Origin of the sequence: Acinetobacter sp. NIPH 542 (assembly GCF_000369825.1) — a bacterium.
Classification (GTDB): domain Bacteria; phylum Pseudomonadota; class Gammaproteobacteria; order Pseudomonadales; family Moraxellaceae; genus Acinetobacter; species Acinetobacter oleivorans.
On sequence record NZ_KB850206.1, the window covers coordinates 1,024,734 to 1,045,761 of the forward strand.

22 protein-coding genes are annotated in these 21,028 nt (G+C 38.5%); 16 read left to right on the forward strand and 6 right to left on the reverse strand.

All coding sequences use genetic code 11. From position 1 onward, the window contains the following. Positions 1-164: 164 nt before the first annotated feature. From F886_RS10350 to F886_RS10365, 4 genes are all read right to left on the reverse strand, one after another. Positions 165-728 (reverse strand): TetR/AcrR family transcriptional regulator, encoded by a 564-nt coding sequence (locus F886_RS10350; protein ID WP_004792769.1) that lies wholly within the window; start codon positions 726-728, stop codon positions 165-167. A 368-nt stretch (positions 729-1,096) separates the two neighbouring features. Continuing rightward, complete coding sequence (locus tag F886_RS10355; RefSeq protein WP_005304670.1) at positions 1,097-2,260, reverse strand: ribosomal protein uL16 3-hydroxylase; 1,164 nt, start codon at positions 2,258-2,260, stop codon at positions 1,097-1,099. Positions 2,261-2,291: 31 nt separating this feature from the next. Beyond that, positions 2,292-2,885 carry a Maf family protein gene (locus tag F886_RS10360; protein ID WP_005304672.1) on the reverse strand — a complete coding sequence of 198 codons (594 nt, stop codon included), beginning with the start codon at positions 2,883-2,885 and terminating at the stop codon, positions 2,292-2,294. Further along, positions 2,885-3,268 (reverse strand): DUF2237 family protein, encoded by a 384-nt coding sequence (locus F886_RS10365; protein WP_003651438.1) that lies wholly within the window; start codon positions 3,266-3,268, stop codon positions 2,885-2,887. The genes F886_RS10360 and F886_RS10365 overlap by 1 nt, the downstream gene beginning before the upstream one ends. 138 nt (positions 3,269-3,406) lie before the next feature. On the opposite strand from F886_RS10365, the gene F886_RS10370 reads away from it, so the two are divergent. From F886_RS10370 to fba, 3 genes are all read left to right on the forward strand, one after another. After that, positions 3,407-4,594 carry a phosphoglycerate kinase gene (locus F886_RS10370; protein ID WP_005304675.1) on the forward strand — a complete coding sequence of 396 codons (1,188 nt, stop codon included), beginning with the start codon at positions 3,407-3,409 and terminating at the stop codon, positions 4,592-4,594. Between the two features lie 124 nt (positions 4,595-4,718). Continuing rightward, the gene (locus F886_RS10375) at positions 4,719-4,964 is read left to right on the forward strand and encodes a hypothetical protein (protein ID WP_005304676.1); all 246 of its coding nucleotides are present in this window, start codon (positions 4,719-4,721) and stop codon (positions 4,962-4,964) included. Positions 4,965-5,085: 121 nt separating this feature from the next. Continuing rightward, positions 5,086-6,123, forward strand: a complete 1,038-nt coding sequence (fba, locus tag F886_RS10380) for a class II fructose-bisphosphate aldolase (protein WP_005304678.1) — start codon at positions 5,086-5,088, stop codon at positions 6,121-6,123. A 117-nt stretch (positions 6,124-6,240) separates the two neighbouring features. On the opposite strand, the gene F886_RS10385 is transcribed toward fba, so the two are convergent. Further along, positions 6,241-7,551 (reverse strand): peptidylprolyl isomerase, encoded by a 1,311-nt coding sequence (locus F886_RS10385; RefSeq protein ID WP_005304680.1) that lies wholly within the window; start codon positions 7,549-7,551, stop codon positions 6,241-6,243. Further along, complete coding sequence (locus tag F886_RS10390; RefSeq protein WP_005304682.1) at positions 7,551-9,989, reverse strand: LPS-assembly protein LptD; 2,439 nt, start codon at positions 9,987-9,989, stop codon at positions 7,551-7,553. The genes F886_RS10385 and F886_RS10390 overlap by 1 nt, the downstream gene beginning before the upstream one ends. Before the next feature lie 120 nt (positions 9,990-10,109). Here F886_RS10390 and F886_RS10395 point away from each other — a divergent pair, with 120 nt between their 5' ends. The 13 genes from F886_RS10395 to F886_RS10455 all read left to right on the forward strand — a co-directional run bounded on the left by F886_RS10395 (position 10,110) and on the right by F886_RS10455 (position 20,994). Next, positions 10,110-11,123 (forward strand): aminoglycoside phosphotransferase family protein, encoded by a 1,014-nt coding sequence (locus F886_RS10395; protein ID WP_005304685.1) that lies wholly within the window; start codon positions 10,110-10,112, stop codon positions 11,121-11,123. Then, a complete protein-coding gene (gene murU / locus F886_RS10400) occupies positions 11,123-11,812 on the forward strand; it encodes an N-acetylmuramate alpha-1-phosphate uridylyltransferase MurU (RefSeq protein WP_005304688.1) in 690 nt (229 codons plus the stop codon). The genes F886_RS10395 and murU overlap by 1 nt, the downstream gene beginning before the upstream one ends. Positions 11,813-11,899: 87 nt before the next feature. Continuing rightward, positions 11,900-12,532: a 16S rRNA (guanine(527)-N(7))-methyltransferase RsmG gene (rsmG, locus tag F886_RS10405; protein ID WP_005304691.1), complete on the forward strand. Its 633-nt coding sequence runs from the start codon at positions 11,900-11,902 to the stop codon at positions 12,530-12,532. A gap of 21 nt (positions 12,533-12,553) precedes the next feature. After that, positions 12,554-13,336 carry a ParA family protein gene (locus tag F886_RS10410; RefSeq protein WP_003651453.1) on the forward strand — a complete coding sequence of 261 codons (783 nt, stop codon included), beginning with the start codon at positions 12,554-12,556 and terminating at the stop codon, positions 13,334-13,336. Beyond that, a complete protein-coding gene (locus F886_RS10415) occupies positions 13,333-14,220 on the forward strand; it encodes a ParB/RepB/Spo0J family partition protein (RefSeq protein WP_005304694.1) in 888 nt (295 codons plus the stop codon). Before F886_RS10410 ends, F886_RS10415 begins: the two co-directional genes overlap by 4 nt. A gap of 50 nt (positions 14,221-14,270) precedes the next feature. Beyond that, positions 14,271-14,906: a MotA/TolQ/ExbB proton channel family protein gene (locus F886_RS10420; protein ID WP_005304696.1), complete on the forward strand. Its 636-nt coding sequence runs from the start codon at positions 14,271-14,273 to the stop codon at positions 14,904-14,906. 14 nt (positions 14,907-14,920) lie between these two features. Beyond that, positions 14,921-15,349, forward strand: coding sequence for an ExbD/TolR family protein (locus tag F886_RS10425; RefSeq protein WP_004642621.1), 429 nt, complete (start codon positions 14,921-14,923; stop codon positions 15,347-15,349). Continuing rightward, positions 15,346-17,073, forward strand: coding sequence for a lipid A export permease/ATP-binding protein MsbA (gene msbA, locus F886_RS10430; protein ID WP_005304699.1), 1,728 nt, complete (start codon positions 15,346-15,348; stop codon positions 17,071-17,073). Before F886_RS10425 ends, msbA begins: the two co-directional genes overlap by 4 nt. 2 nt (positions 17,074-17,075) lie before the next feature. Next, positions 17,076-18,086 (forward strand): tetraacyldisaccharide 4'-kinase, encoded by a 1,011-nt coding sequence (gene lpxK / locus F886_RS10435; protein WP_005304702.1) that lies wholly within the window; start codon positions 17,076-17,078, stop codon positions 18,084-18,086. Positions 18,087-18,095: 9 nt separating this feature from the next. Next, a complete protein-coding gene (kdsB, locus tag F886_RS10440) occupies positions 18,096-18,857 on the forward strand; it encodes a 3-deoxy-manno-octulosonate cytidylyltransferase (RefSeq protein WP_005304705.1) in 762 nt (253 codons plus the stop codon). A gap of 13 nt (positions 18,858-18,870) precedes the next feature. After that, positions 18,871-19,851 (forward strand): DNA polymerase III, delta' subunit, encoded by a 981-nt coding sequence (locus tag F886_RS10445; protein ID WP_005304709.1) that lies wholly within the window; start codon positions 18,871-18,873, stop codon positions 19,849-19,851. 10 nt (positions 19,852-19,861) lie between these two features. Next, a complete protein-coding gene (locus tag F886_RS10450) occupies positions 19,862-20,203 on the forward strand; it encodes a PilZ domain-containing protein (RefSeq protein ID WP_003651467.1) in 342 nt (113 codons plus the stop codon). Positions 20,204-20,220: 17 nt separating this feature from the next. Then, entirely contained in the window at positions 20,221-20,994 is a 774-nt protein-coding gene (locus tag F886_RS10455; protein WP_004792737.1) for a TatD family hydrolase, read from the forward strand. Positions 20,995-21,028: the final 34 nt, after the last annotated feature.

The window sequence follows — 21,028 nt, forward strand, 5'->3', positions numbered from 1 at the left end:
TTTTTATTTTTTAAATATATAATCTGTTTTGTACAGACAGGTCTGTATATTTTGGTTCGGTAGGGTCGAAAAAAACGTCTAATTTTGAACCAAAATGACTTTCAGACGCAGCGTGATAGATAAGAAGAACATTAATATAAGAAGAAGAACATCACGCTTTATTTTTAAGCGGCTCTTTCAAAGTCGATTAACTTTTCAACTCGATTCCAATAATCATAAATTTTTATTGAACCATGTTCTACTTGAGCTTGAATGGTCATACCTTCCAATATATTAACGAGTAGTAAAGATAAAGGACCTGGTTCTTTTACATCATATTGATTAAGAAGATTTTGCATAAGTTGAGTCAACCAAGCTTTATACAACGTAGCAGGTTGGTGTGTTGACGGGTACTGTTTTAAAACCTCTTCCAAAGCTTTTTGAAACATACAGCCATTAAAATCTTCACTATTAAACCAGTCGGAATACCATAAGAATACTGCTTTAATTCTCGCAAGAGGGTCTAACTCATCATGTTGTGATAAGGCAGAAGTCAGAGAGTTTTGTAAAAGCGTATTCCGTAGAAGTAAGCATTCTTCAATTAATTTTTCTTTTGATGGAAAATGCTTATAGAAAGTCATTTTTGCAACGCCAGATTCATTAATGATGCGATCTACCCCTATAGAATTATAGCTATACGAGTTAAAAAGTCTTAATGCGGTGTTAATAATGTCATCTTTTTTCGACATATTTTTTTAGCCTCTCACAAATGAATTGCTATTCGCTTGAACTGTGATCTGTATTAATGAGAATCTGGATCTTTAATTTTACAAGGTATTGTTTGTTATTGATAGAAAAAAGATATTATTTTTTTAACGGTATCGTTTAAATTTTAAGGAAAAAGTAAGTAAGAGGTATGCTATTTCTCTAATAATAAGGTTTTCTATTTTTAATTTTGATTTCAAAATTTCTTACGCTTAATAACTTTGATTACACGCTATTTAAGGATTTGCAGGTAAATTTAATGGGCAATAATCGAGTTTATTTTGAGGTAGGTTGTTAATTTAAAAAGTAGACTTTTCCACGTTCATGAAAAAGTCTACTTTTATTAAGACGTTTACTCAGCAGGAGGTAAAAGCATCAGAATAGATTCATTTAACAAGTGAGCAACGTTTTCTAGCGTTTCATCATTATTAAATTGGCTATCGAAAGCTAGACTTTCTCCATTAGCGATTGCTTTTAATTTTTGCTCAAAGGACTCAGCTATAAATAGGGCTTCACCATTTCCCCAAAAGTTTAGGGTTCCGTTTTTTTCTGTATAGAGTAGTCGAGAGGCAGGCTCTAAAAGAACTTCGTAACCTTCGTGTAAAATTTCCTTCAGGTCATCGGCTTCGATTTCATCAGCCTCTGGAATATTATCCGGATATTTAGGTTCACTCATATAAGACATAATAGCGGCATCAAGTGCTGCCGAATCTTGTAGTTGAGCTAATACTAAGTCTTTTAGGTGGCTAAGTTCAGAGGCATTAATTTCACCAATTTGACTCATCTGTTTGCGTGCGATGTCGACAACAGGATTTTGCAATAAACTATTAGCTGAAAATTGATCACTAATACGTTCCATCATCCCTGCAACGTTTGGCATACGAAAGCCAAATGAGAACGTTAGGCAATCATCTTCAGCAACGCCATAATGTGCCATTCCAGGTGGAACATATAGCAAATCGCCAGGTGCCAAAATTTCATCAAATTGCACATCTATTTCTGGCAAGAGTTTTAATGGTTGATTGGGTACAAAGGTAGTATTTGCATCGCACATTTGTCCTAACTGCCAGCGACGATGTCCATGACCTTGAACTAGAAACACATCATAAAAATCAAAATGTTTTCCGACTGAACCACCTTTAGGAGCGTAAGAGACCATAATGTCATCGCGGCGCCATTGAGGAATAAATGGAAATTTTTTCCAAAGTTCAGACAGATCAAATGAATAGTGATCTACCGCCTGTACTAAAAGCGTCCATAGTTTTGGTAGCTTTTGAAAATCACCCTTGGTTAAAGGTGAAGACTTGACGTGCCATTCATTTGGATTTTTATCTTTTTGGCGAATGAGTCTGGCACTCGCATGTTCTTCCAAAGCAAGTTCTTGCACATCTTGGGGTTCTAAAAGACCAACAATCTCTGGCAATCCGTTACGTACCAGTAAAGGTTTTTTTTGCCAATATTCTGCTAAAAATTGTTCGGCAGTAATACCGCCTAAAACTGCTAAAGGTTCTGTCATGGAAATAACCTATTTATAAAAACATCTAAAATTAAGGAATTTGTAGACCAAGCTGCCTTAAAATATGGCAAAGTTGAATCATAGGTAAACCCATAAGTGTGGTCTGATCTAGGCCTGTCATTTTCTCGAATAAACTAATTCCTAAACTTTCACACTTAAAGCTACCAGCACAATGGAGTGGTTGATCTAATGCAATATATCGTTCAATTTCAGCTTGAGTTAGAGTTCGAAATTTAACTTGATAATGTTCAACAAGCGTTTGCTCAAAATTCCCATCAAGCCATTGCACACTGAGTGCCGTACTAAAGAAGACAGTTCGACCTGAGTTTTCTGCTAACTGTATTTTGGCATTTTCAGTGGTCATTGGTTTACCAATAAAGTCGTTAGGGGCATGTTCTCGCCATGCGACTTGATCGGAACCAATAATAATTGCATGTGGGTTTTGTGCAGCAACCACTTGAGCTTTTGTGAAAGCTAGCCTTTTCGCAAGTTCATCGGCATGGGTTTCATTGCGAGGGCTCTCATCAATATCAGGACTCACACAGATATAGTTAATCCCTAAGCGATCCATTAAGGCTTTGCGCGTTTGACTACTTGATGCCAAAATAATTTGTGGTTGAACCATTACACTGCAAATTCCATTAAAACATCTAAAGGCACATAGCTTAAAACAGCTTGGTGACATGCATGTATTTTGATAGGAGGTGCTTGACCTGCTTGATATGCTTCAACCCAACGGGTTACACAGATACACCAGAAATCACCGGGTTTTAGGCCAGGGAAATCCACTTCTGGTAATGGGGTAATAAGATCATTACCTATTTTTTGTGAAAAATTTAAGAAATCAGAGGTCATTTGCGCACATACGGTATGCTGACCAAGGTCTGTTACTGCCGTGTGGCAGAAGCCATTTCTAAAATAGCCAGTAATAGGGTCGAAACAACAGCTTGCTAAAGGTTCCCCTAAAACATTTAAACGATTGATTTGTGGATCTGGATGAATAGACATAATGGATGAAATATCAAATGACTATCTCTATCATAATCAAAACTCAGGCTTTCTACAGCTTTTATGCAAAAAAACTAACCTTTTTTGATGTAATCATTTAAAATTGGCGCGTTTTTAAAATCATAAAGAGAGCTTTACATGAATTTTCAGCGTATGACTGACCTTAACTTAACAGGTAAACGCGTCCTTATTCGTGAAGATTTAAACGTTCCTGTCAAAAATGGTGTGATTACTAGTGATGCTCGTTTACGTGCAGCATTACCAACTATCAAGGGTGCTTTAGAAAAAGGCGCAGCAGTGATGGTATTTTCACATCTAGGTCGTCCTGTTGAGGGTGAACCAAAGCCGGAACAATCACTTGCACCAGTCGCTGCTTATTTAACAGAAGTATTGGGTCAAGAAGTTAAATTGTTAACAGATTACCTAGATGGCGTAGAAGTTGAAGCTGGTCAAGTTGTATTGCTTGAGAATGTACGATTTAACCATGGCGAAAAGAAAAATAATCCAGAGCTTGCACAAAAATATGCTGCATTATGCGATGTATTTGTAATGGATGCATTTGGTACTGCTCACCGTGCTGAAGCGTCTACTGAAGGTGTAGCTCGTTTTGCTCCTGTAGCGGCAGCTGGCCCTTTATTGGCAGCTGAGTTAGATGCACTAGGCCGTGCAATGCAAACTCCTGAAAAACCAATGGTTGCAATTGTTGCAGGTTCTAAAGTTTCAACTAAACTTGATGTTTTAAACTCACTTTCTAGTATTTGTGATCAACTTATTGTTGGTGGGGGTATTGCAAATACATTCTTGGCAGCTGCTGGTTTCAATGTTGGTAAGTCACTATACGAAGCTGACTTGGTTGAAACTGCAAAACAAATTGCAGCTAAAGTAAGTGTTCCACTTCCTACAGATGTGGTAGTTGCGGATGCTTCACAAATTAATTTTGAAGATTTCTTGGGTTCTTTAGCAGCAGCGCAAGCAGTTGTGAAGAAAGTAGAAGATGTAACATCAAACGACATGATTTTAGATGTTGGCCCAGAAACAGCTAAAGTATTTGCAAATATTTTAACAACGTCAAAAACGATTCTTTGGAATGGTCCTGTAGGCGTATTTGAAGTTGATCAGTTTGGTGAAGGTACGAAAGCGCTTTCGCTTGCTGTTGCTGAATCTGCTGGTTTCTCTATTGCTGGTGGTGGAGATACTTTAGCTGCGATTGATAAATATAACGTTGCTGATCAAATTGGTTATATTTCTACAGGTGGTGGTGCATTCCTTGAGTTTGTTGAAGGAAAGACTTTGCCAGCAGTTGCAGTTTTACTTGAGCGTGCTTAATACTGTTATCTAAAAACAAGAAGGGATTGGGTTACCAGTCCCTTTTTTCATGGATAGGTCATTAAACTGTCATATATCTGCAATAAAATAGCGAGCATTAAATCACCAACTGTGGACAATAGTGATGAATTTAAAGCTTACATTTGCTGCTGTGTTAATTGTACCGATGATGTTGACTGCTTGTGCTAAGAAAGATGAAGCAACTCAGGCTGGACAAGAATCGGCAGCTTCTACTGCTGTTTCTGAAAAAGTAACGCCTGAGCAACAAGCAGCAATTGATGCGATTGATAAGCCAGTTTTAAATGAAAAGAATACTGATGTGGGTGAAGGTAGTGCATCAAGTGAGGCTGCTGCTTCAGAAACACATTAATTTGTTGTTTTTTGTTAAAAAATCCCTGCATTTGCGGGGATTTTTTTTGAAATACTGTGATTTGTTGCTGAATTGAAATAAATGAAAGGGTAGAATAACCCGCACTACCTGGGAGGATATTATGGCACTCATTTCAATGCGCCAGCTCTTGGATCACGCTGCTGAACATAACTACGGCGTACCAGCATTTAACGTAAATAACTTAGAACAAATGCGCGCAATCATGCTTGCCGCGGATGCAACCAATTCACCTGTAATTGTTCAAGCATCAGCTGGAGCTCGCAAATATGCAGGCGCTCCATTCTTACGCCATCTTATTTTGGCTGCAATTGAAGAATGGCCACATATTCCAGTGGTAATGCACCAAGATCATGGTACAAGCCCTGATATCTGTCAGCGTTCAATTCAGCTTGGCTTTAGCTCGGTAATGATGGACGGTTCATTAGGTGTAGATGGTAAAACACCTACATCTTACGAATACAACGTTGATGTAACTCGTAATGTTGTTGCTTTAGCACACGCATGTGGTGTTTCTGTCGAAGGTGAGATTGGCTGCCTAGGTAGCCTTGAAACTGGTATGGCTGGTGAAGAAGATGGTGTTGGCGCAGAAGGTGTGCTAGACCACTCACAACTTTTAACTTCTGTTGAAGAAGCGACTCAGTTCGTTGCTGATACAAATGTTGATGCACTGGCAATTGCAGTTGGTACTTCACACGGTGCGTATAAATTTACGCGTCCACCTACAGGCGATATCTTGGCAATTGACCGCATTAAGGAAATTCATGCGGCATTACCAAATACTCACCTTGTAATGCATGGTTCGAGTTCTGTTCCGCAAGAATGGTTAAAGGTAATCAATGAGTTTGGCGGTAATATTGGCGAAACTTATGGCGTACCTGTCGAGCAGCTTGTAGAAGCAATCAAACACGGTGTACGTAAAATCAACATTGATACTGATTTACGTTTAGCTTCAACTGGTGCGATTCGTCAATTTTTGGCAGAGAATCCATCTGAGTTTGATCCACGCAAATACTTTGCTAAAACAGTTGATACAATGAAGCAAATTTGTATCGATCGTTATGAAGCATTTGGTACAGCTGGAAATGCTGACAAGATTCGTCCAATTTCTTTAGAGAAAATGGTTGATCGTTATAAATAATTCCCGTTAGGGTTTAATTTAAAAAAACCGGTTATTTATAACCGGTTTTTTTATTAAGTGAATTTTATTCATAAAAAAAACCTGCGATGAATGCAGGTTTTAATGAAGACAAAAGACTTACTTTTGTAAGTTCTTTTTGTCTAGACTTGGATCTTTAATTTCTACATAAGCATTCGCACGCACTTCACGCAACCAGCTGTCGATTTCAGTATTAAATTGACGTTCACCTAAAATTTGACGTGCCATACGCTCTTGATATTCATGAGTCATATCTTTTTCACGTTTTTCAGTTACTTGTAAAATGTGCCAGCCAAATTGAGTTTGGAATGGTTCGCTGATTTCACCTACAGGAATTTCCTGCATTTTTTTGTCAAATTCAGGCACCATCATGCCTGGAGTTACCCAACCTAAGCTACCGCCATCACGCGCTGAACCTGTATCATTTGAATAGGTCGCTGCAATAGTTGCAAAATCATCGCCAGCTTTTAAGCGCTTATAGATGTTGTCAATAATTTGCTTGGCATTATCAAGGCTAACCACTTCAGACGGTTGAATAAGAATATGGCGAGTTTGATATTGAGGTACTAAAGCTTTTTGCTCATTTTGTTTACGTTCAATAAGCTTTAAAACATGTACACCATCACGTACTGAAATTAAGTCGGTTGTTTGACCTTCTTGTAATGGGGTAATACGGGCTGCAAGCTCGGCAGGAATATCTGAAAGTGGGCGGAATCCCATGTCAGCCCCATCCACTTTTGCATTTGCAGTTGAAAGCTTTTTCAATGCGTTTATATCATTACTTTGTGCAAGCTTCGAACGTACTTCTTGAGCTACAGATTGAACTTCCTGCGGATTATCACCAGTAATACGCATATGAATTACGTGTGCTTGGTTGCCTAAAGCAGCTTGTCCCTGAGGTGATTTCAAGAAGTTTTCTACGTCTTGGTCACTAATTTTAATACGGGACATGACTTGTTGTTGGCGCAAACGGCTAATCGCTAAATCCTCAGCGATTCGGCCACGTAAACTTTCATAAGTTCCTGGTGCCATAGCATCCAACTTTTGCTGGAAAGCTTCTAAACTTTTACTTCCAGATTGACTTGCTACTTTTAAGACTGCTTCATTTAAGCTTTTTTCATCAGGTTTGATGCCATATTTTTTAACTTGTTCAAGTTGTGCCTCACGCAAGATGAGTTGATCTAACACCTGAAATTGTAAATATTGCTGAGGTGGAACCTCTTTTTTTTGTGCTTGTAGTTCGTGAACGGCTTCAGCCATTCCTTGTTGAAGATCACTTTTTAAAATTACGCTATTGTCCACAATTGCCACAACTTCATCAGCGGGTTGGGCAAAACTATGCATTGATGAAGAGATTAGGGCAGCAAGGGTAGTTGCTTTAAAAAACTGTTTAAGATGCTTTGTCTTCATTAACGTTGTGTCCAAGATTGATTAATTTTGTTAAAACCTAAAACGCGATTTTCAAGTAAAGACGCGAGTTTATTGTTTAAACCACCTAAACCTTTTAGCGTAATTTCGGCCATAATGGCACGTTTTTCACTAACATCTGGAGATTTTGGATCATCTAGATCGTTATAGTATGAGCGACCATAGACAGAAATGCCCCAGCAACATGACTCATAGTTAACCCCTAGTAATATCTCGCGGGCAACATCATTGTCCATGTCATATTGTACGTGGCCCATAATACGCCAATTATCTTTAACTGGTTGTATAAACGATGCAACAACCTGATCGTAAGTATCTTGACGTCCTGCAATGTCTTTACGGTAGAAATAGCCTAAGTTATATAGGTTTCCTTTATCTCCAGTATAATAAACTTGGAAATCACGCTGAGCATTGTCACCATTAGACATCCATGCTGAGTTGGCAGCAATGGTGAAGTTTTGGTTTAACTGGCTTGTTAAACTTACAACTGGACCAGTGTTACTTTCAGTATCAATCTCATCTTGTTGCTTTAATGTCACACGACGATCTTCAAAATAATAACTTTGACCAACACTTGCACGTAAACGCTCTAAGCCGACTGTGTCAAAAAGGCTATAGCTTACGCCAAGTGATAGAAAGTTGTTGTCTTCAAGACGGTCATGTCCGTAGAAGCGGTAAGGGTTAAATAATTGATCGTAACTTACTGATGCTGAAGTTGAGTCAAAATTTGGATAGTTGTCTTGGTTTTTGTATGGAGCATATGCATAAAACGCACGAGGGGTAAGTGTTTGTAGGTACTTGCCCTCACGTTCAAAATTCAGTCCAGTATCCAATGTGAATTGAGGTACAACGACTGATTTATTTTCAGAACCGCCATCCAGACCTTGAGATGCGATACTGTCTTTATCGTAGAATGTTTGAATAGAACGTACTGAAACTTCAGGGATTACAAATGCAGCTGGTGTGCGGTAGTTGTAGCGTGTCGCAAACTGGTTGTAGATACGTGTACCGCTACTTTCCTGAGCAGAATCATCATTAATTGATTTCTTGAAGTATGCAGTATCGTTATTAAATTCGTATTGTAAACCTAATGGATTACCTGTGACATAATTCAATAAGAATTGTGGCAAGCGCGCATAAGGCTTATCAACATCTGCAATGTCAGGGTCAAGTGTCTGGAAATCTTCGACTTTAAGCTGAGCTTTTAAACCCGGAATCCCGTGTTGATAGTTAAGTTCCCATGCTCTACGTAAGTTTAAGTCTGTTTTAGAGTTAGGACTGCTATCTAAATCTGAGAAATAGTCTTTATCTGAAGCGTAGTTGTATTCTAGATTGGTCGACCATTGATCGTTGATATTCCAGTTATGTAAGAAATGGAAATCTTTACGATCTTTATCATCATATTCTTTATCAGATGGCAACATGCCACCCCACATCTCGCCCGCACCAAAGCCATCGGTTAAATATCTAAAGTCACCTTTTAACATTGCACCGCGATCTGCTAAATATCGTGGAGTAAGTGTCAGATCATAGTTAGGAGCAAGGTTTAAATAAACCGGAACAGAAAGCTCAACACCACCATCGTTTGAGAAACCAAACTGTGGATTAAGAATACCTGTAGTTCGGCGATCATCAATTGGGAAGTTAAAGTAGGGAATTGCTAGAACTGGAACATCTTTAACATATAGTTTTGTTCCATGGGTTGTACCACGTCCAGTTTCCTGATTTAACTCAATTTTATTTGCTTGAATTTTCCAACCAGGTTTTTGACCCGGTGGACAAGTCGAGTAGGTGGCATCGTTAAGAACCATCACATTTGGTGATGTTCTTTCGATTTTCCCTGCATGACCATGAGCATGTTGCTGTTCAGAAATATAAAAACTATTTTCTAAATTACCAGTCTGGTTTTTTAGGTTGTAATTAATTTCGTCACTCTGTGAAAGCAACCCACCTTGAGCGAGTTGTACTCGGCCTTGTGCGTGTGCAAAGGTTTGGGTCTTATCAATCGTAACCTTGTCAGCACGAACTGTGCGTCCTTCCTGATCAATAACGACATCGCCTTCTAAAACCGAGTCGCCGGCAGGATTATAATGTCCATAATTAGCCGTAACGACAGAAGTCGTCTTATCGGCATCTACGGCTTTGGTCTGTGGGTTAATCGGTGTAACCCAAGTACCTTGGCAAAATGCCGAGCTTAAATATTTATTGTCACGAAGCTGGGCCTCAGGTGCAGATTTATCAACATAGTACTGTTGAAAGAATTCTTGACCCGGGTAGGCTTCTTTGATGCTCGCTTTAAGTTGATTATTGTCTATATTGGAGACAACATCAGCTGACTCAGCATAACTTGATTGTATGGAGCCACATAAGAGCGTAAAAATAGCTGTCGCTAAAGGATTAAATTTAAACTGATGCTTCATTGTCTCATTAACCAAGTATGCTAATTCACAATTAATTATTGTCGCATCATAGAGAAAAAGTTTATAAGTGGCTACACTTAACCCTTCAAAAATCTCAGCTTGTTTTAGATTTTATTGCAAATGAATACACAACGTGAACAATTGATATATACATGGCTTACATCTGTTCTTAAAAATGATCAATTTAAGATCGCTTTTTTAGCAGGTGATGCAAGCTTCCGACGTTATGCGCGTATCCAGTTACAAAATAAAACGTATATGCTCATGGATGCCCCTCCAGAAAAAGAAGACTGTGTTCCGTTTGTGACCATTGACGAATTTTTTGCAGGCCATGGTGTACGCGTACCTCAGATCGTCGCGAAAGATTTGGCTCAAGGTTTTCTGTTATTGGAAGATTTTGGTGATGTGCTATTGTCTACATTATTAAATGATGAAACAGTCGATAAATACTATGAACAAAGTTTTAAACAACTTATTCAATTGCAATCTATTGATGGGACTAACCAGTTTCCAGCTTATTCCTACGAAAAATTAATGTCGGAAATGCTGTTGCTTACAGACTGGATGTTGCCATCGCTTGCTATCCAGCCAACTGCTGAGCAGAAAAAAACGATTGATGATGCATTTGATTTCTTGGCTCGTGCCGCAGTAGCCCAACCGCAAGTTATTGTACATCGAGATTTTCACAGTCGTAATCTGATGAAAATTGAAAATGAACTAGAGCTTGGAGTAATCGACTTCCAAGATGCTGTTATTGGTGCTGATACATATGATTTAATTTCGATTACTCGTGATGCATATGTTCAATGGAATGCTGAGCATGTTTATCAATGGTTTAGAACCTTTTATGACTTATTGCCTGAGTCTGCCAAGCAGAACCGCAGTTTTGAGCAATTTAAGCGTGATGCAGATTTAATGGCTATTCAGCGCCATATTAAAATTCTTGGCATTTTTGTTCGTTTGTTTGAGCGTGATGGTAAGTCTGGATACTTAAAAGACTTGCCGCGAGTCATGTGGTATTTACTCGAAGAAAGTTGTGGTTACGCTGAACTTGAAGAATTTATGGTATTTATAAATAACACAGTGATGCCTAAATTTATCGAGAAATATGGTAGCTATGAGGTGGCAGCATAATGAAAGCAATGATTCTTGCTGCTGGCTTGGGTAATCGTATGCGTCCACTTACGCTATATACACCAAAGCCTCTGCTTGAGGTAGGCGGTAAGCCGCTAATTGTGTGGCATATTGAAAAGCTTAAGAAAATTGGTGTGACCGAAATTGTCATCAATTCTGCATGGTTGGCCGATAAACTCATCGGTAGCTTAGGCGATGGCTCTCAATTTGGTGTAGATATCCGTTGGACACGAGAGGATGAGGGGCTAGAAACAGCGGGTGGAATTATTAATGCTTTGCCACTGCTTGGAACAGATCCGTTTATTCTGGTGAATGGAGATGTATGGACCACAATGGATTTTGAAGCCCTACGTCATATTAAGTTAAATGATGATTTAGCTCATCTTGTATTGGTTGATAACCCTAAACAGCACCCTGAAGGCGACTTTACATTATTCGATGGACGCGCTTTTACATTCGATCAAGATGTGACAGGTGAGAATCTCACTTTTAGTGGTGTGTCTGTTATCCATCCTAAGCTTTTTGATGGATTGGAACCTGGTAAACGTCCTTTAGCTCCACTGTTGAAGCAAGCCATGCACAATCAAAAAATATCTGGTGAAAAGCTTAAAGGTGCATGGGTCGATGTGGGAACGCCTGAGCGTTTATTGGAGCTAGATTTGCAAATTCGTGAAGGCTTCTACGATTAAGTGTGTAATCCCTAATCGTTAACTAGTGTTCCACGATGCATAAATGGGTATACTTTGTTTTAAATTTTACTTAGATGTTATCTGTTTATGCATCCGTTTTTTCAAGAGTTACAACAGGGTAGTCAAAAATTAGGTTTATCGCTTAGCGATGAAGCTTTGGCATTATTGTTAAAGTATCAAGATGCTTTGGTACTTTGGAACAAAGCATATAATCTGACAGCAATTCGTGATCCGAAAGAAATGTTAGTGAAGCATTTGTTGGATAGTCTAAGTATTTTAAATGACTTACCTGAAGGTAGACTACTTGATGTGGGTACAGGTGGTGGTATGCCTGGCATGATTATTGCTCTTTGTCAGCCACAACGCCAATGTGTTCTTTTAGATTCTAATGGTAAAAAAATTCGTTTTTTGAAGCAATTTATTGCTGATCTTAAATTGAGTAACGTTGTGGCAGTGCAAACACGTGTTGAGAATCAAGATACAATTGATGAGCTTGGCCAGTTTGACGTCATAACAAGTCGAGCTTTTGCTTCTTTAACGGACTTTGTAGATGCAGCTCAGCCATATCTTCATCAGAGCAGTATAATCGCAGCGATGAAAGGTGTAGTGCCAGTTGAGGAAATTGAGCAGCTCAAGCAGAACTTTTCATGTAAAGTGATTGAACTGCGCGTACCAAGACTTGATGAACAACGTCATTTACTTTTACTTCAACGTATCTAAATAAAAAGTATTAAGGTTACCATGGCTCAAATTATTGCGATTGCAAACCAAAAGGGTGGTGTTGGTAAAACAACGACTGCAGTAAATCTTGCAGCGTCTCTAGCTGTATTAAAAAAACGTGTATTACTTGTAGATATGGACTCACAAGGTAATGCTACGATGGGGTCTGGTATTCAAAAGAACGATCTTTTGTATTCAATTACAGATGTTCTTCTTGGCGAAGTTCCAATTGAAACAGCCATTCAAAAAGCAGAAGTTGGATATAAAGTTCTAGGCTCTAATCGTGAGCTTTCAGGTGTAGAGCTCGCTATCGCAGAGCAGGAAGGTCGTGAATTCATTCTAAAGAACGCTTTGAATGAAATCAGAAACTCATTTGACTATATCATTGTGGATTGTGCTCCAAGCTTGAGTTTGATTACTGTTAATGCTTTGGCGGCTGTAGATAGTGTAATTATTCCAATGCAATGCGAATATTATGCGCTAGAGGGTTTGGCTGATTTAACTCAGACTATTGATCGTATTCAAAAAGCACTCAATCCTGATTTAGAAATTATTGGTGTATTACGTACGATGTACGATGCACGAAATGCTTTAACACGTGATGTGTCTGCAGAACTAGAGCAATATTTTGGCAAGAAACTTTATGATACTGTTGTTCCACGAAATGTTCGCTTAGCAGAAGCACCAGCACACGGGTTGCCTGTTATCTATTTCGAAAAAAGTTCTAAAGGTGCAGTTGCATACTTAAATCTTGCAGCTGAGATGTTAAAGAGAAGTAAAGTGAAGAAAGGAAGTAAAGTATGAGCATCAAAAAACGCGGGTTGGCTAAAGGACGTGGTTTAGATGCATTACTTGGTTCAATTCAAAAAGAAAAACTACAACTGGAAGCACAGGCATTAGACCACGGACAGTTAAAGCAAATTGATGTGAATTTACTGAAACGTGGTGAATATCAACCACGTCGTTTTATTCATGAGCATGATTTACAAGAGTTAGCATCTTCTATTGAAAAACATGGCGTGATGCAGCCTATTGTAATCCGTCCAGTTGATGATGAAACACATCCATATGAAATCATTGCGGGTGAGCGTCGTTGGCGTGCAGCTCAACTTGCAGGCTTAACTGAAATTCCTGCAATTGTTCGTGACTTAAATGATCAGGTTGCAATTGCATTAGCGTTAATCGAAAACATTCAGCGTCAAGATTTAAATCCAATTGATCAAGCAATAGCTCTACAGCGCTTTCATGATGAATTTGGTTTGAGTCATCAGGAAATCGCTGACACAGTTGGTAAAGCACGTACTACTGTCAGTAATCTACTGCGCTTATTGAGTTTAGCTGATGATATTAAAGATTTTATGCAGCAAGGGCAGCTTGATATGGGGCATGCTCGAGCAATTTTGACATTGAAAGGTAAAGATCAATTAGAAGTTGCTAAAATTGTAATCGAGAAAGGATTGTCCGTTCGTCAAACAGAGCAATTGGTGCGTGATAGAAGTGAGCCTAAACAGGAAAAGGAAAAAGCGCCTGTAGCACCAGATATTGAGCAATTGACACAAAAATTATCAGAGCGTTTTGGCGCTAATGTAAAAATTGATCATAACCAAAAAGGTAAGGGTAAACTTGTTATTCATTATCATACCTTGGATGAGTTAGATGGCATTTTAAATATTTGCTTGCCAGAATAATTTGCAGTTGGGTCATGTATTTCTAATTTTATATTCTTGGGGAAGAACATATGTGGGAACTTGTGAGAGCGGGTGGCTGGTTGATGCTGCCTTTAATTCTATGCTCAATTTTAACTGTTGCGATCAGTATTGAACGTTTTGTTCGGTTAAGACGTTCACAAGTTCTACCCGAAGCATTAAGCGGTAAGTGCTCTTTAAGAGCTGAAGATATAGTGGAAAGTTTAGAACAAAATGTAGAAGTGCAAAATAGTGCATTGGGACACATTTTAAAAGCAGGCTTTGAGCATCGCGAACATGGTGAGCAATTTGCTCGCGCGCAAATGGAAGTTGCAGCTTCTCAAGAAATTTCCTATTTAGAAAAAAATATTAATTTCTTGGGCACTTTAAGTGCTGTAGCGCCGTTACTCGGATTGCTTGGCACTGTGGTGGGAATTATTGAGTCATTTCTTGTGATTGATTTTGGATCGGCTGGTAGTCCAAGTTTAATGATCCCTGGTATCTCTAAAGCATTAATTACCACGGCTGTTGGAATGTTAATTGCAATTCCTGCTCTAATTGCTTATCGCTATTTCCAAAGAGTAGTACAAGATTATATTGCTGAATTAGAACAGCAATCGACCTTGTTTCATGCTTCATTGTTCTATAAGCGTTCTTCGTCTGTAGCTGAACACCGCCGTGTTGGTTAAGAGGTGGACGCCAAATGAAGTTTAAACGTTCTCAAGTTGAAGACATTCATATCAATTTAACGCCTATGATTGACTGTTTGTTGTTCATTTTGGTTTTTTTATTGCTGTCGACCACTTTTAATCAGCCAAGTCGCATCAATTTAACATTACCAGATGCACAAGGTGTTCCACCAAAACAGTACGATCATAAAATTGAAGTCGTGGTAGACTCTGCTGGTCATTATGCTGTGAATGGTCAAGCGCTTTCATCTAAAGAGGTTGCTGATCTGAGTACTGCAATTAAGCAAGTTGCTCAAGAGCACCGTGACTTTATGTTCATCATTGCTGCGGATGCCAAAGCATCTCATCAGGATGTAATTCGCGTTATGGATGTGGCAGGACAACTCGGTTTTGTTAACATCAATATTAGTACCAAAGTTCCTTCTAGAGGTTTTTCTGAGTGAATCAAGATTTTAAGGTTTATACGCGTCTCTTAGCCTATTTAAAACCTTATTGGGGCGTGGCCTTATTAGTACTTATCGGGTTCGGTATTAACTCAGCAACAGAAGTTTCCGTTGCTAAATTGATTAAATTTATTATTGATGCAATCCAAAACAGCAGTAGAGCAGATTTGGATTGGTTCCCGTTATTAATTATTTTATTAGTATTCTTCCGCGGCTTAGGCCTATTTATGGGCGGCTACTATACTGCTGTGATTTCCCGTAGTTTAGTTTTTAGTATTCGTCAGGAAGTTTACGCCAAACTTTTAAGACTCCCAGCACAATATTACTTAGATAACTCATCTGGCCATATTACTGCCAAAATTATGTATAACGTTGAACAGCTAACAGCTGCTTCTTCAGAATCATTAAGAACCATTGTTAGGGATGGGATGATTACTATTGGACTATTAGGCTATCTGTTCTATACCAATTGGCGTCTTACCTTATGCGTTTTTGTGTTTTTACCAGTAATTGGTGTATTGGTACGTAAAGCTTCGAAACGTATGCGAAAGCTTTCGTTACAAGTTCAAGATACGATGGGTGATGTGAACCATGTTGTCCAAGAAAGTATTAATGGTAATGCTGTAGTAAAAACTTTTGCTGGTGAAGAATCTGAACAAAAACGTTTCTATAAGTCATCGGAAGAGAACTTAAAACGTGGTTTAAAAATGGTGATTGTGCAAAACCTGAATAGCCCAGTTGTTCAGGTAGTAATGGCTTGTGCTATGGCCCTTATTGTATGGTTAGCTTTACGTCCTCAGATTTTAGGTAATACTAGTGCTGGTGAATTTGTTGCTTATCTTACCGCAGCTGGCCTATTAGCAAAACCAGTTAAAAGCTTGACTGATGTTAATGAAAAGTTACAACGTGGCTTAGCAGCAGCTCATTCTGTTTTTGAATTACTAGATTTACCTGAAGAGCAAAATAACGGTCAATTGAAACCTAAATTAAATGGGGCAATCCGTTTTGATCATGTGACATTAAATTATGCTGATGGCGTAGCAGCTATTAAAGATTTTTCTTTAGATATTCTCCCGGGTCAAACAGTGGCATTGGTTGGTCGTTCAGGAGCTGGTAAAAGTTCATTAGTGAATATGTTGGTACGTTTTCAAGAAGTATCGAGTGGACAAATTTATTTAGATGATTTGCCAATTAATGATATTGAACTTTCTTGTCTGCGCACACAAATTGCAATGGTAAATCAACAGGTTATTTTGTTTAACCGTACTGTTCGTGAAAATATCGCATATGGTCAGTTGGAAGGTGCATCAGATGAAAAAATCTATGCAGCGGCAAAAGCAGCCTATGCACATGACTTCATTATGAATTTGCCAAACGGTTATGACACTGTTTTAGGCGCACAAGGTTTAAATCTGTCTGGTGGTCAGCGTCAACGAATTGCAATTGCTCGAGCAATCTTAAAGAATGCTCCAATTCTAATTTTAGATGAAGCTACAAGTGCTCTCGATAATGAATCTGAACATTTTATTCAGCAAGCATTTGATGAAGCGATGCAAGACCGTACAACGATCGTTATTGCACACCGTTTATCAACAATTGAAAATGCTGACAGTATTGTAGTGATGGATCAAGGGCGAATCGTTGAGCAAGGTACTCATAAAGAGCTTCTTGAGAAACATGGTGCTTATTATCAATTACATCAGCGTAATTTTGAGGATAACTAAGCATGTCATTGGCCCAGCTGATCCAGAATGCATGGAATAAGCAATCAAGTTGGTTGATTGCTTTACGTCCATTATCTTGTTTGTATCGTGCTGGATTTCTATTAAATCGTAATTTTTATACTGCGGGTTTAAAGAAAGTTTATAAGGCACCTGTACCTGTCATGGTGATTGGTAATATTACTGTGGGTGGAAGTGGCAAAACCCCATTATTAATACAACTGGTGAATTATCTACAACAGCATAATGTCAAAGTTGGGGTCATTAGCCGCGGGTATGGTGGTATAGGTCCTTTTCCAATGTTGGTTACTTCAGGTGCTCAAGCAACTCAGGTTGGAGATGAGCCTGCATTAATTGTTCAATCGACAAGTGTACCAATGGCAGTGGGGCCTAATAGGCAGGCTGCAATAGAACTTTTATTAGCATCAACATCAGTAGATTTAATTATTAGTGATGATGGTTTGCAGCATTGGGCACTGGGACGACAAATCGAGTGGATTGTACTCGATCAAAATCGAGGCTTAGGAAATCAAAAACTATTACCTGAAGGATATTTGAGAGAGCCAGTTGAGCGTTTAGAAACTGGAACAGTAATTGAACATGCATATAAACCAACTACAGAGTTAAATATGCATCTTGAGACTGGACAGCCATATTTACTCAATTCTTCATCAACAGTCGAACACAGTTTTAATCCTCAAAGTAATTATCATGCTGTAGTGGGTATTGGCTTTCCACAGCGTTTTTATCAAACACTTAAAGATTTAGGCCTGAAACAATTTCAAGAACATGCGTTTCGTGACCATCATGATTACTCAATCGATGATTTAATTTTTAATGATGAACTGCCACTTATTACAACTGAAAAAGATGCAGTTAAATTATTACCATTGCTTGAAAAATATCCAGAATTTAAACAGCCTATTTGGGTTGTTCCTGTTAAAGCTATCCTGTCTGTAGAGTGTTATCAGGTTTTAAAGCAGCAACTGCAACAACTTGATATCCAATTATCTTAGGAAGAAAAAATGAAACACATCGTCATTCCAGCACGCTTTTCAAGTTCGCGTTTGCCAGGTAAACCATTGTTGCTTATTCATGACCGTCCTATGATTTTACGTGTAGTCGATCAAGCCAAAAAAGTTGAAGGTTTTGATGATCTATGTGTGGCAACAGATGATGAACGTATTGCTGAGATTTGCCGTGCAGATGGTGTAGATGTTGTTCTTACAAGTCCTGATCATCCATCAGGAACAGACCGATTAAGTGAAGTTGCGCGTATTAAAGGTTGGGATGCTAATGACATTATTGTAAATGTTCAGGGAGATGAACCTTTATTGCCAGCCCAACTTGTTAAGCAAGTTGCAAAACTTTTGGTTGATAAACCAAATTGTTCAATGTCGACGTTGTGCGAGCCTATTCATACCTTAGATGAGTTTCAGCGCGATAGCATTGTAAAAGTAGTCATGTCTAAACAAAATGAAGCTTTATATTTTAGCCGAGCAACTATTCCTTATGATCGGGATGGGGCTAAAGATAATGAACCGACTTTACATACACAAGCATTTCGTCATTTAGGTTTATATGCGTATCGAGTGAGCTTATTGCAAGAATATGTGACCTGGGATATGGGTAAGCTTGAAAAATTAGAAAGTCTTGAACAATTACGTGTTTTAGAAAATGGACATCGTATTGCGATTGCTGTTGCTCAAGCAAATTTACCACCCGGTGTGGATACTCAAGCTGATCTTGATCGCTTAAATAATATGCCAGTCGAATCTTTTGAATAAGCGTTAATTTTTAATGAATCCGAATGTAACTTCAAAGGTTTATCCTTGGCAGAAAACAACATGGGATACCTTAACAACAAGGTTTCCCAATATTGGACATGGCCTGTTATTTTATGGCAAGGAAGGCTGTGGGAAACATGCATTTGCTAAGCATTTCTTGGCTTGGGTGCTTTGTCTAAATAAGCAGCCTCATGGTGCTTGTGGTGAGTGTAGCAGCTGCCAATGGTTAAAATCGGATACTCATCCCAATTATGTGCATATCACAACAGATGAAGAAAATAAAAAGCAAAATGCAAAAATAAAAATCGAAAAGATTCGAGATTTGCTGCCTTTTGTGCAACAAACAGGAGAGGGTTGGCGTGTTATTCTTATTGAACCTGCTGAAGCTCTAAACTTGGCATCTTCAAATGCGCTATTAAAAACCTTGGAAGAACCAGGTGAGCGTGTTGTTTTAATTTTATTGGCCGATCACTACCTTAAATTACCAGCCACTATTCGTAGCCGATTGCAGCACTTTGCTTTAGATCGCATTTCATATGAGCAGGCTACTTCATATTTGAATGAGCATTTATCTGAAATTGCAGAAGTACAACCTGATTTATTGCTTGGTCTATCTAATGATATGCCTTTACAAGCTATAGAAATTGCAAAAAGTGATTGGTTTACTAAACGACAGATTTTCTTAAATGACTGGCTAAAAATTGTAGCTCAAAAAAATATGCCTTTATTTTTCTCAGGAAAATGGCAAAAAGAATTAAGTTTTAGTGATTTTATCGTACTTTTTGAGTACTTGTTGGGAGATTTAATTTGTGTCAAGCTAAATCAACCGCAGAAAAATACAGATTTAGATTTTGATCAATTAAGTCCATATTACGATTTAGAAAGCTTATTCAATATTTATAGTGAACTACAACAAGCAAAAAAGCTGGTTGAGCAAAATGTACAAAGTCAACTTATTATAGATCAATTGTTTATAACGTTAATGAATGTTTAAGGGGAAGATTATGCAGCCGCAAATGGGGGGGATTATTCAGGTAAATATTCCTGATAGAGCTACTTTACAAGCAAGCTATATGGGATATGTGCAAGGTGGAGGCTTATTTGTACCATCAAAACAAAAAGTAAAAATGGGACAAGAAATTTTCATTTTAGCTACTTTGCCTGAGCAGTCTCAAAAAATTCCTCTTACGGGTAAGGTGATTTGGATATCGCACAAGCAGAGTGGATTTAAACCTCAAGGTTTTGCTATTCAATTAAGTGGAGATAAGGGAATTTACTATAAAGCTGAGGCAGAAAGAGTTTTGGCTGGTAGTATGTCTCTAGATCGTCCAAGTTATACCATGTAATCAAATAGGATAGAAAAGTGTTTGTTGATACGCATTGCCATTTAACGATGTTAGATTTAACGCCTTATAACGGCGATCTGGACCTTGCGCTTGCAGCAGCGCGAGCAGAAGGTGTGTCTAAATTTATGGCAATATCCGTTGATCTTGATGACCACATTGCACTAGCAGAGATTGCAAAGAGACATGAAGACGTTGGTTATACAGTAGGTGTTCATCCTTGCGAAGATGCCGATACAATGGCTCGTGCCACGACCGAGTACTTGATTGAATTGGCTCAGTCGAAAAAAGTATGGGCTCTGGGTGAAACTGGACTGGACTACTATCACAGTACAGATTTTGTTGAAGAGCAAAAGGCATGTTTCGCAAGACATATTCAAGCTTCGAAAACTGTAAAAAAACCAGTTGTCGTTCATACGCGTTCAGCAAAGCATGATACGGTAGATATTATTCGTGCTGAAAACTCCACCCATGGAATTTTGCATTGTTTTACCGAAGACTGGGAAACAGCAAAGGCTGTTTTGGATTGTGGTTATTACATTTCTTTTTCAGGTATTGTGTCATTTAAAAATGCACAAGACTTGCGTGATGTAGCTAAACAAGTGCCATTAGATCGGCTTTTAATTGAAACAGATAGCCCTTATTTAGCACCTGTTCCATACCGTGGAAAAACAAATGAACCAAAATATGTACCTTATGTAGCCAAAGCGCTCAGCGATGTATATGATAAATCGGTTGAGGAAATTGCAATGATCACCTCACAAAATTTTGAGAACTTGCTAAAAGCGATTTAAATTATAGAAACTATATAAGAGAGTAATTGCGTGA

Bases quoted from the DNA above. Each gene is read 5' to 3' on its own strand.
- F886_RS10350 (WP_004792769.1), bottom strand. From the start codon at position 728: ATGTCGAAAAAAGATGACATTATTAACACCGCATTAAGACTTTTTAAC.
- F886_RS10355 (WP_005304670.1), bottom strand. From the start codon at position 2,260: ATGACAGAACCTTTAGCAGTTTTAGGCGGTATTACTGCCGAACAATTT.
- F886_RS10360 (WP_005304672.1), bottom strand. From the start codon at position 2,885: ATGGTTCAACCACAAATTATTTTGGCATCAAGTAGTCAAACGCGCAAA.
- F886_RS10365 (WP_003651438.1), bottom strand. From the start codon at position 3,268: ATGTCTATTCATCCAGATCCACAAATCAATCGTTTAAATGTTTTAGGG.
- F886_RS10370 (WP_005304675.1), top strand. From the start codon at position 3,407: ATGAATTTTCAGCGTATGACTGACCTTAACTTAACAGGTAAACGCGTC.
- F886_RS10375 (WP_005304676.1), top strand. From the start codon at position 4,719: ATGAATTTAAAGCTTACATTTGCTGCTGTGTTAATTGTACCGATGATG.
- fba (WP_005304678.1), top strand. From the start codon at position 5,086: ATGGCACTCATTTCAATGCGCCAGCTCTTGGATCACGCTGCTGAACAT.
- F886_RS10385 (WP_005304680.1), bottom strand. From the start codon at position 7,551: ATGAAGACAAAGCATCTTAAACAGTTTTTTAAAGCAACTACCCTTGCT.
- F886_RS10390 (WP_005304682.1), bottom strand. From the start codon at position 9,989: ATGAAGCATCAGTTTAAATTTAATCCTTTAGCGACAGCTATTTTTACG.
- F886_RS10395 (WP_005304685.1), top strand. From the start codon at position 10,110: ATGAATACACAACGTGAACAATTGATATATACATGGCTTACATCTGTT.
- murU (WP_005304688.1), top strand. From the start codon at position 11,123: ATGAAAGCAATGATTCTTGCTGCTGGCTTGGGTAATCGTATGCGTCCA.
- rsmG (WP_005304691.1), top strand. From the start codon at position 11,900: ATGCATCCGTTTTTTCAAGAGTTACAACAGGGTAGTCAAAAATTAGGT.
- F886_RS10410 (WP_003651453.1), top strand. From the start codon at position 12,554: ATGGCTCAAATTATTGCGATTGCAAACCAAAAGGGTGGTGTTGGTAAA.
- F886_RS10415 (WP_005304694.1), top strand. From the start codon at position 13,333: ATGAGCATCAAAAAACGCGGGTTGGCTAAAGGACGTGGTTTAGATGCA.
- F886_RS10420 (WP_005304696.1), top strand. From the start codon at position 14,271: ATGTGGGAACTTGTGAGAGCGGGTGGCTGGTTGATGCTGCCTTTAATT.
- F886_RS10425 (WP_004642621.1), top strand. From the start codon at position 14,921: ATGAAGTTTAAACGTTCTCAAGTTGAAGACATTCATATCAATTTAACG.
- lpxK (WP_005304702.1), top strand. From the start codon at position 17,076: ATGTCATTGGCCCAGCTGATCCAGAATGCATGGAATAAGCAATCAAGT.
- kdsB (WP_005304705.1), top strand. From the start codon at position 18,096: ATGAAACACATCGTCATTCCAGCACGCTTTTCAAGTTCGCGTTTGCCA.
- F886_RS10445 (WP_005304709.1), top strand. From the start codon at position 18,871: ATGAATCCGAATGTAACTTCAAAGGTTTATCCTTGGCAGAAAACAACA.
- F886_RS10450 (WP_003651467.1), top strand. From the start codon at position 19,862: ATGCAGCCGCAAATGGGGGGGATTATTCAGGTAAATATTCCTGATAGA.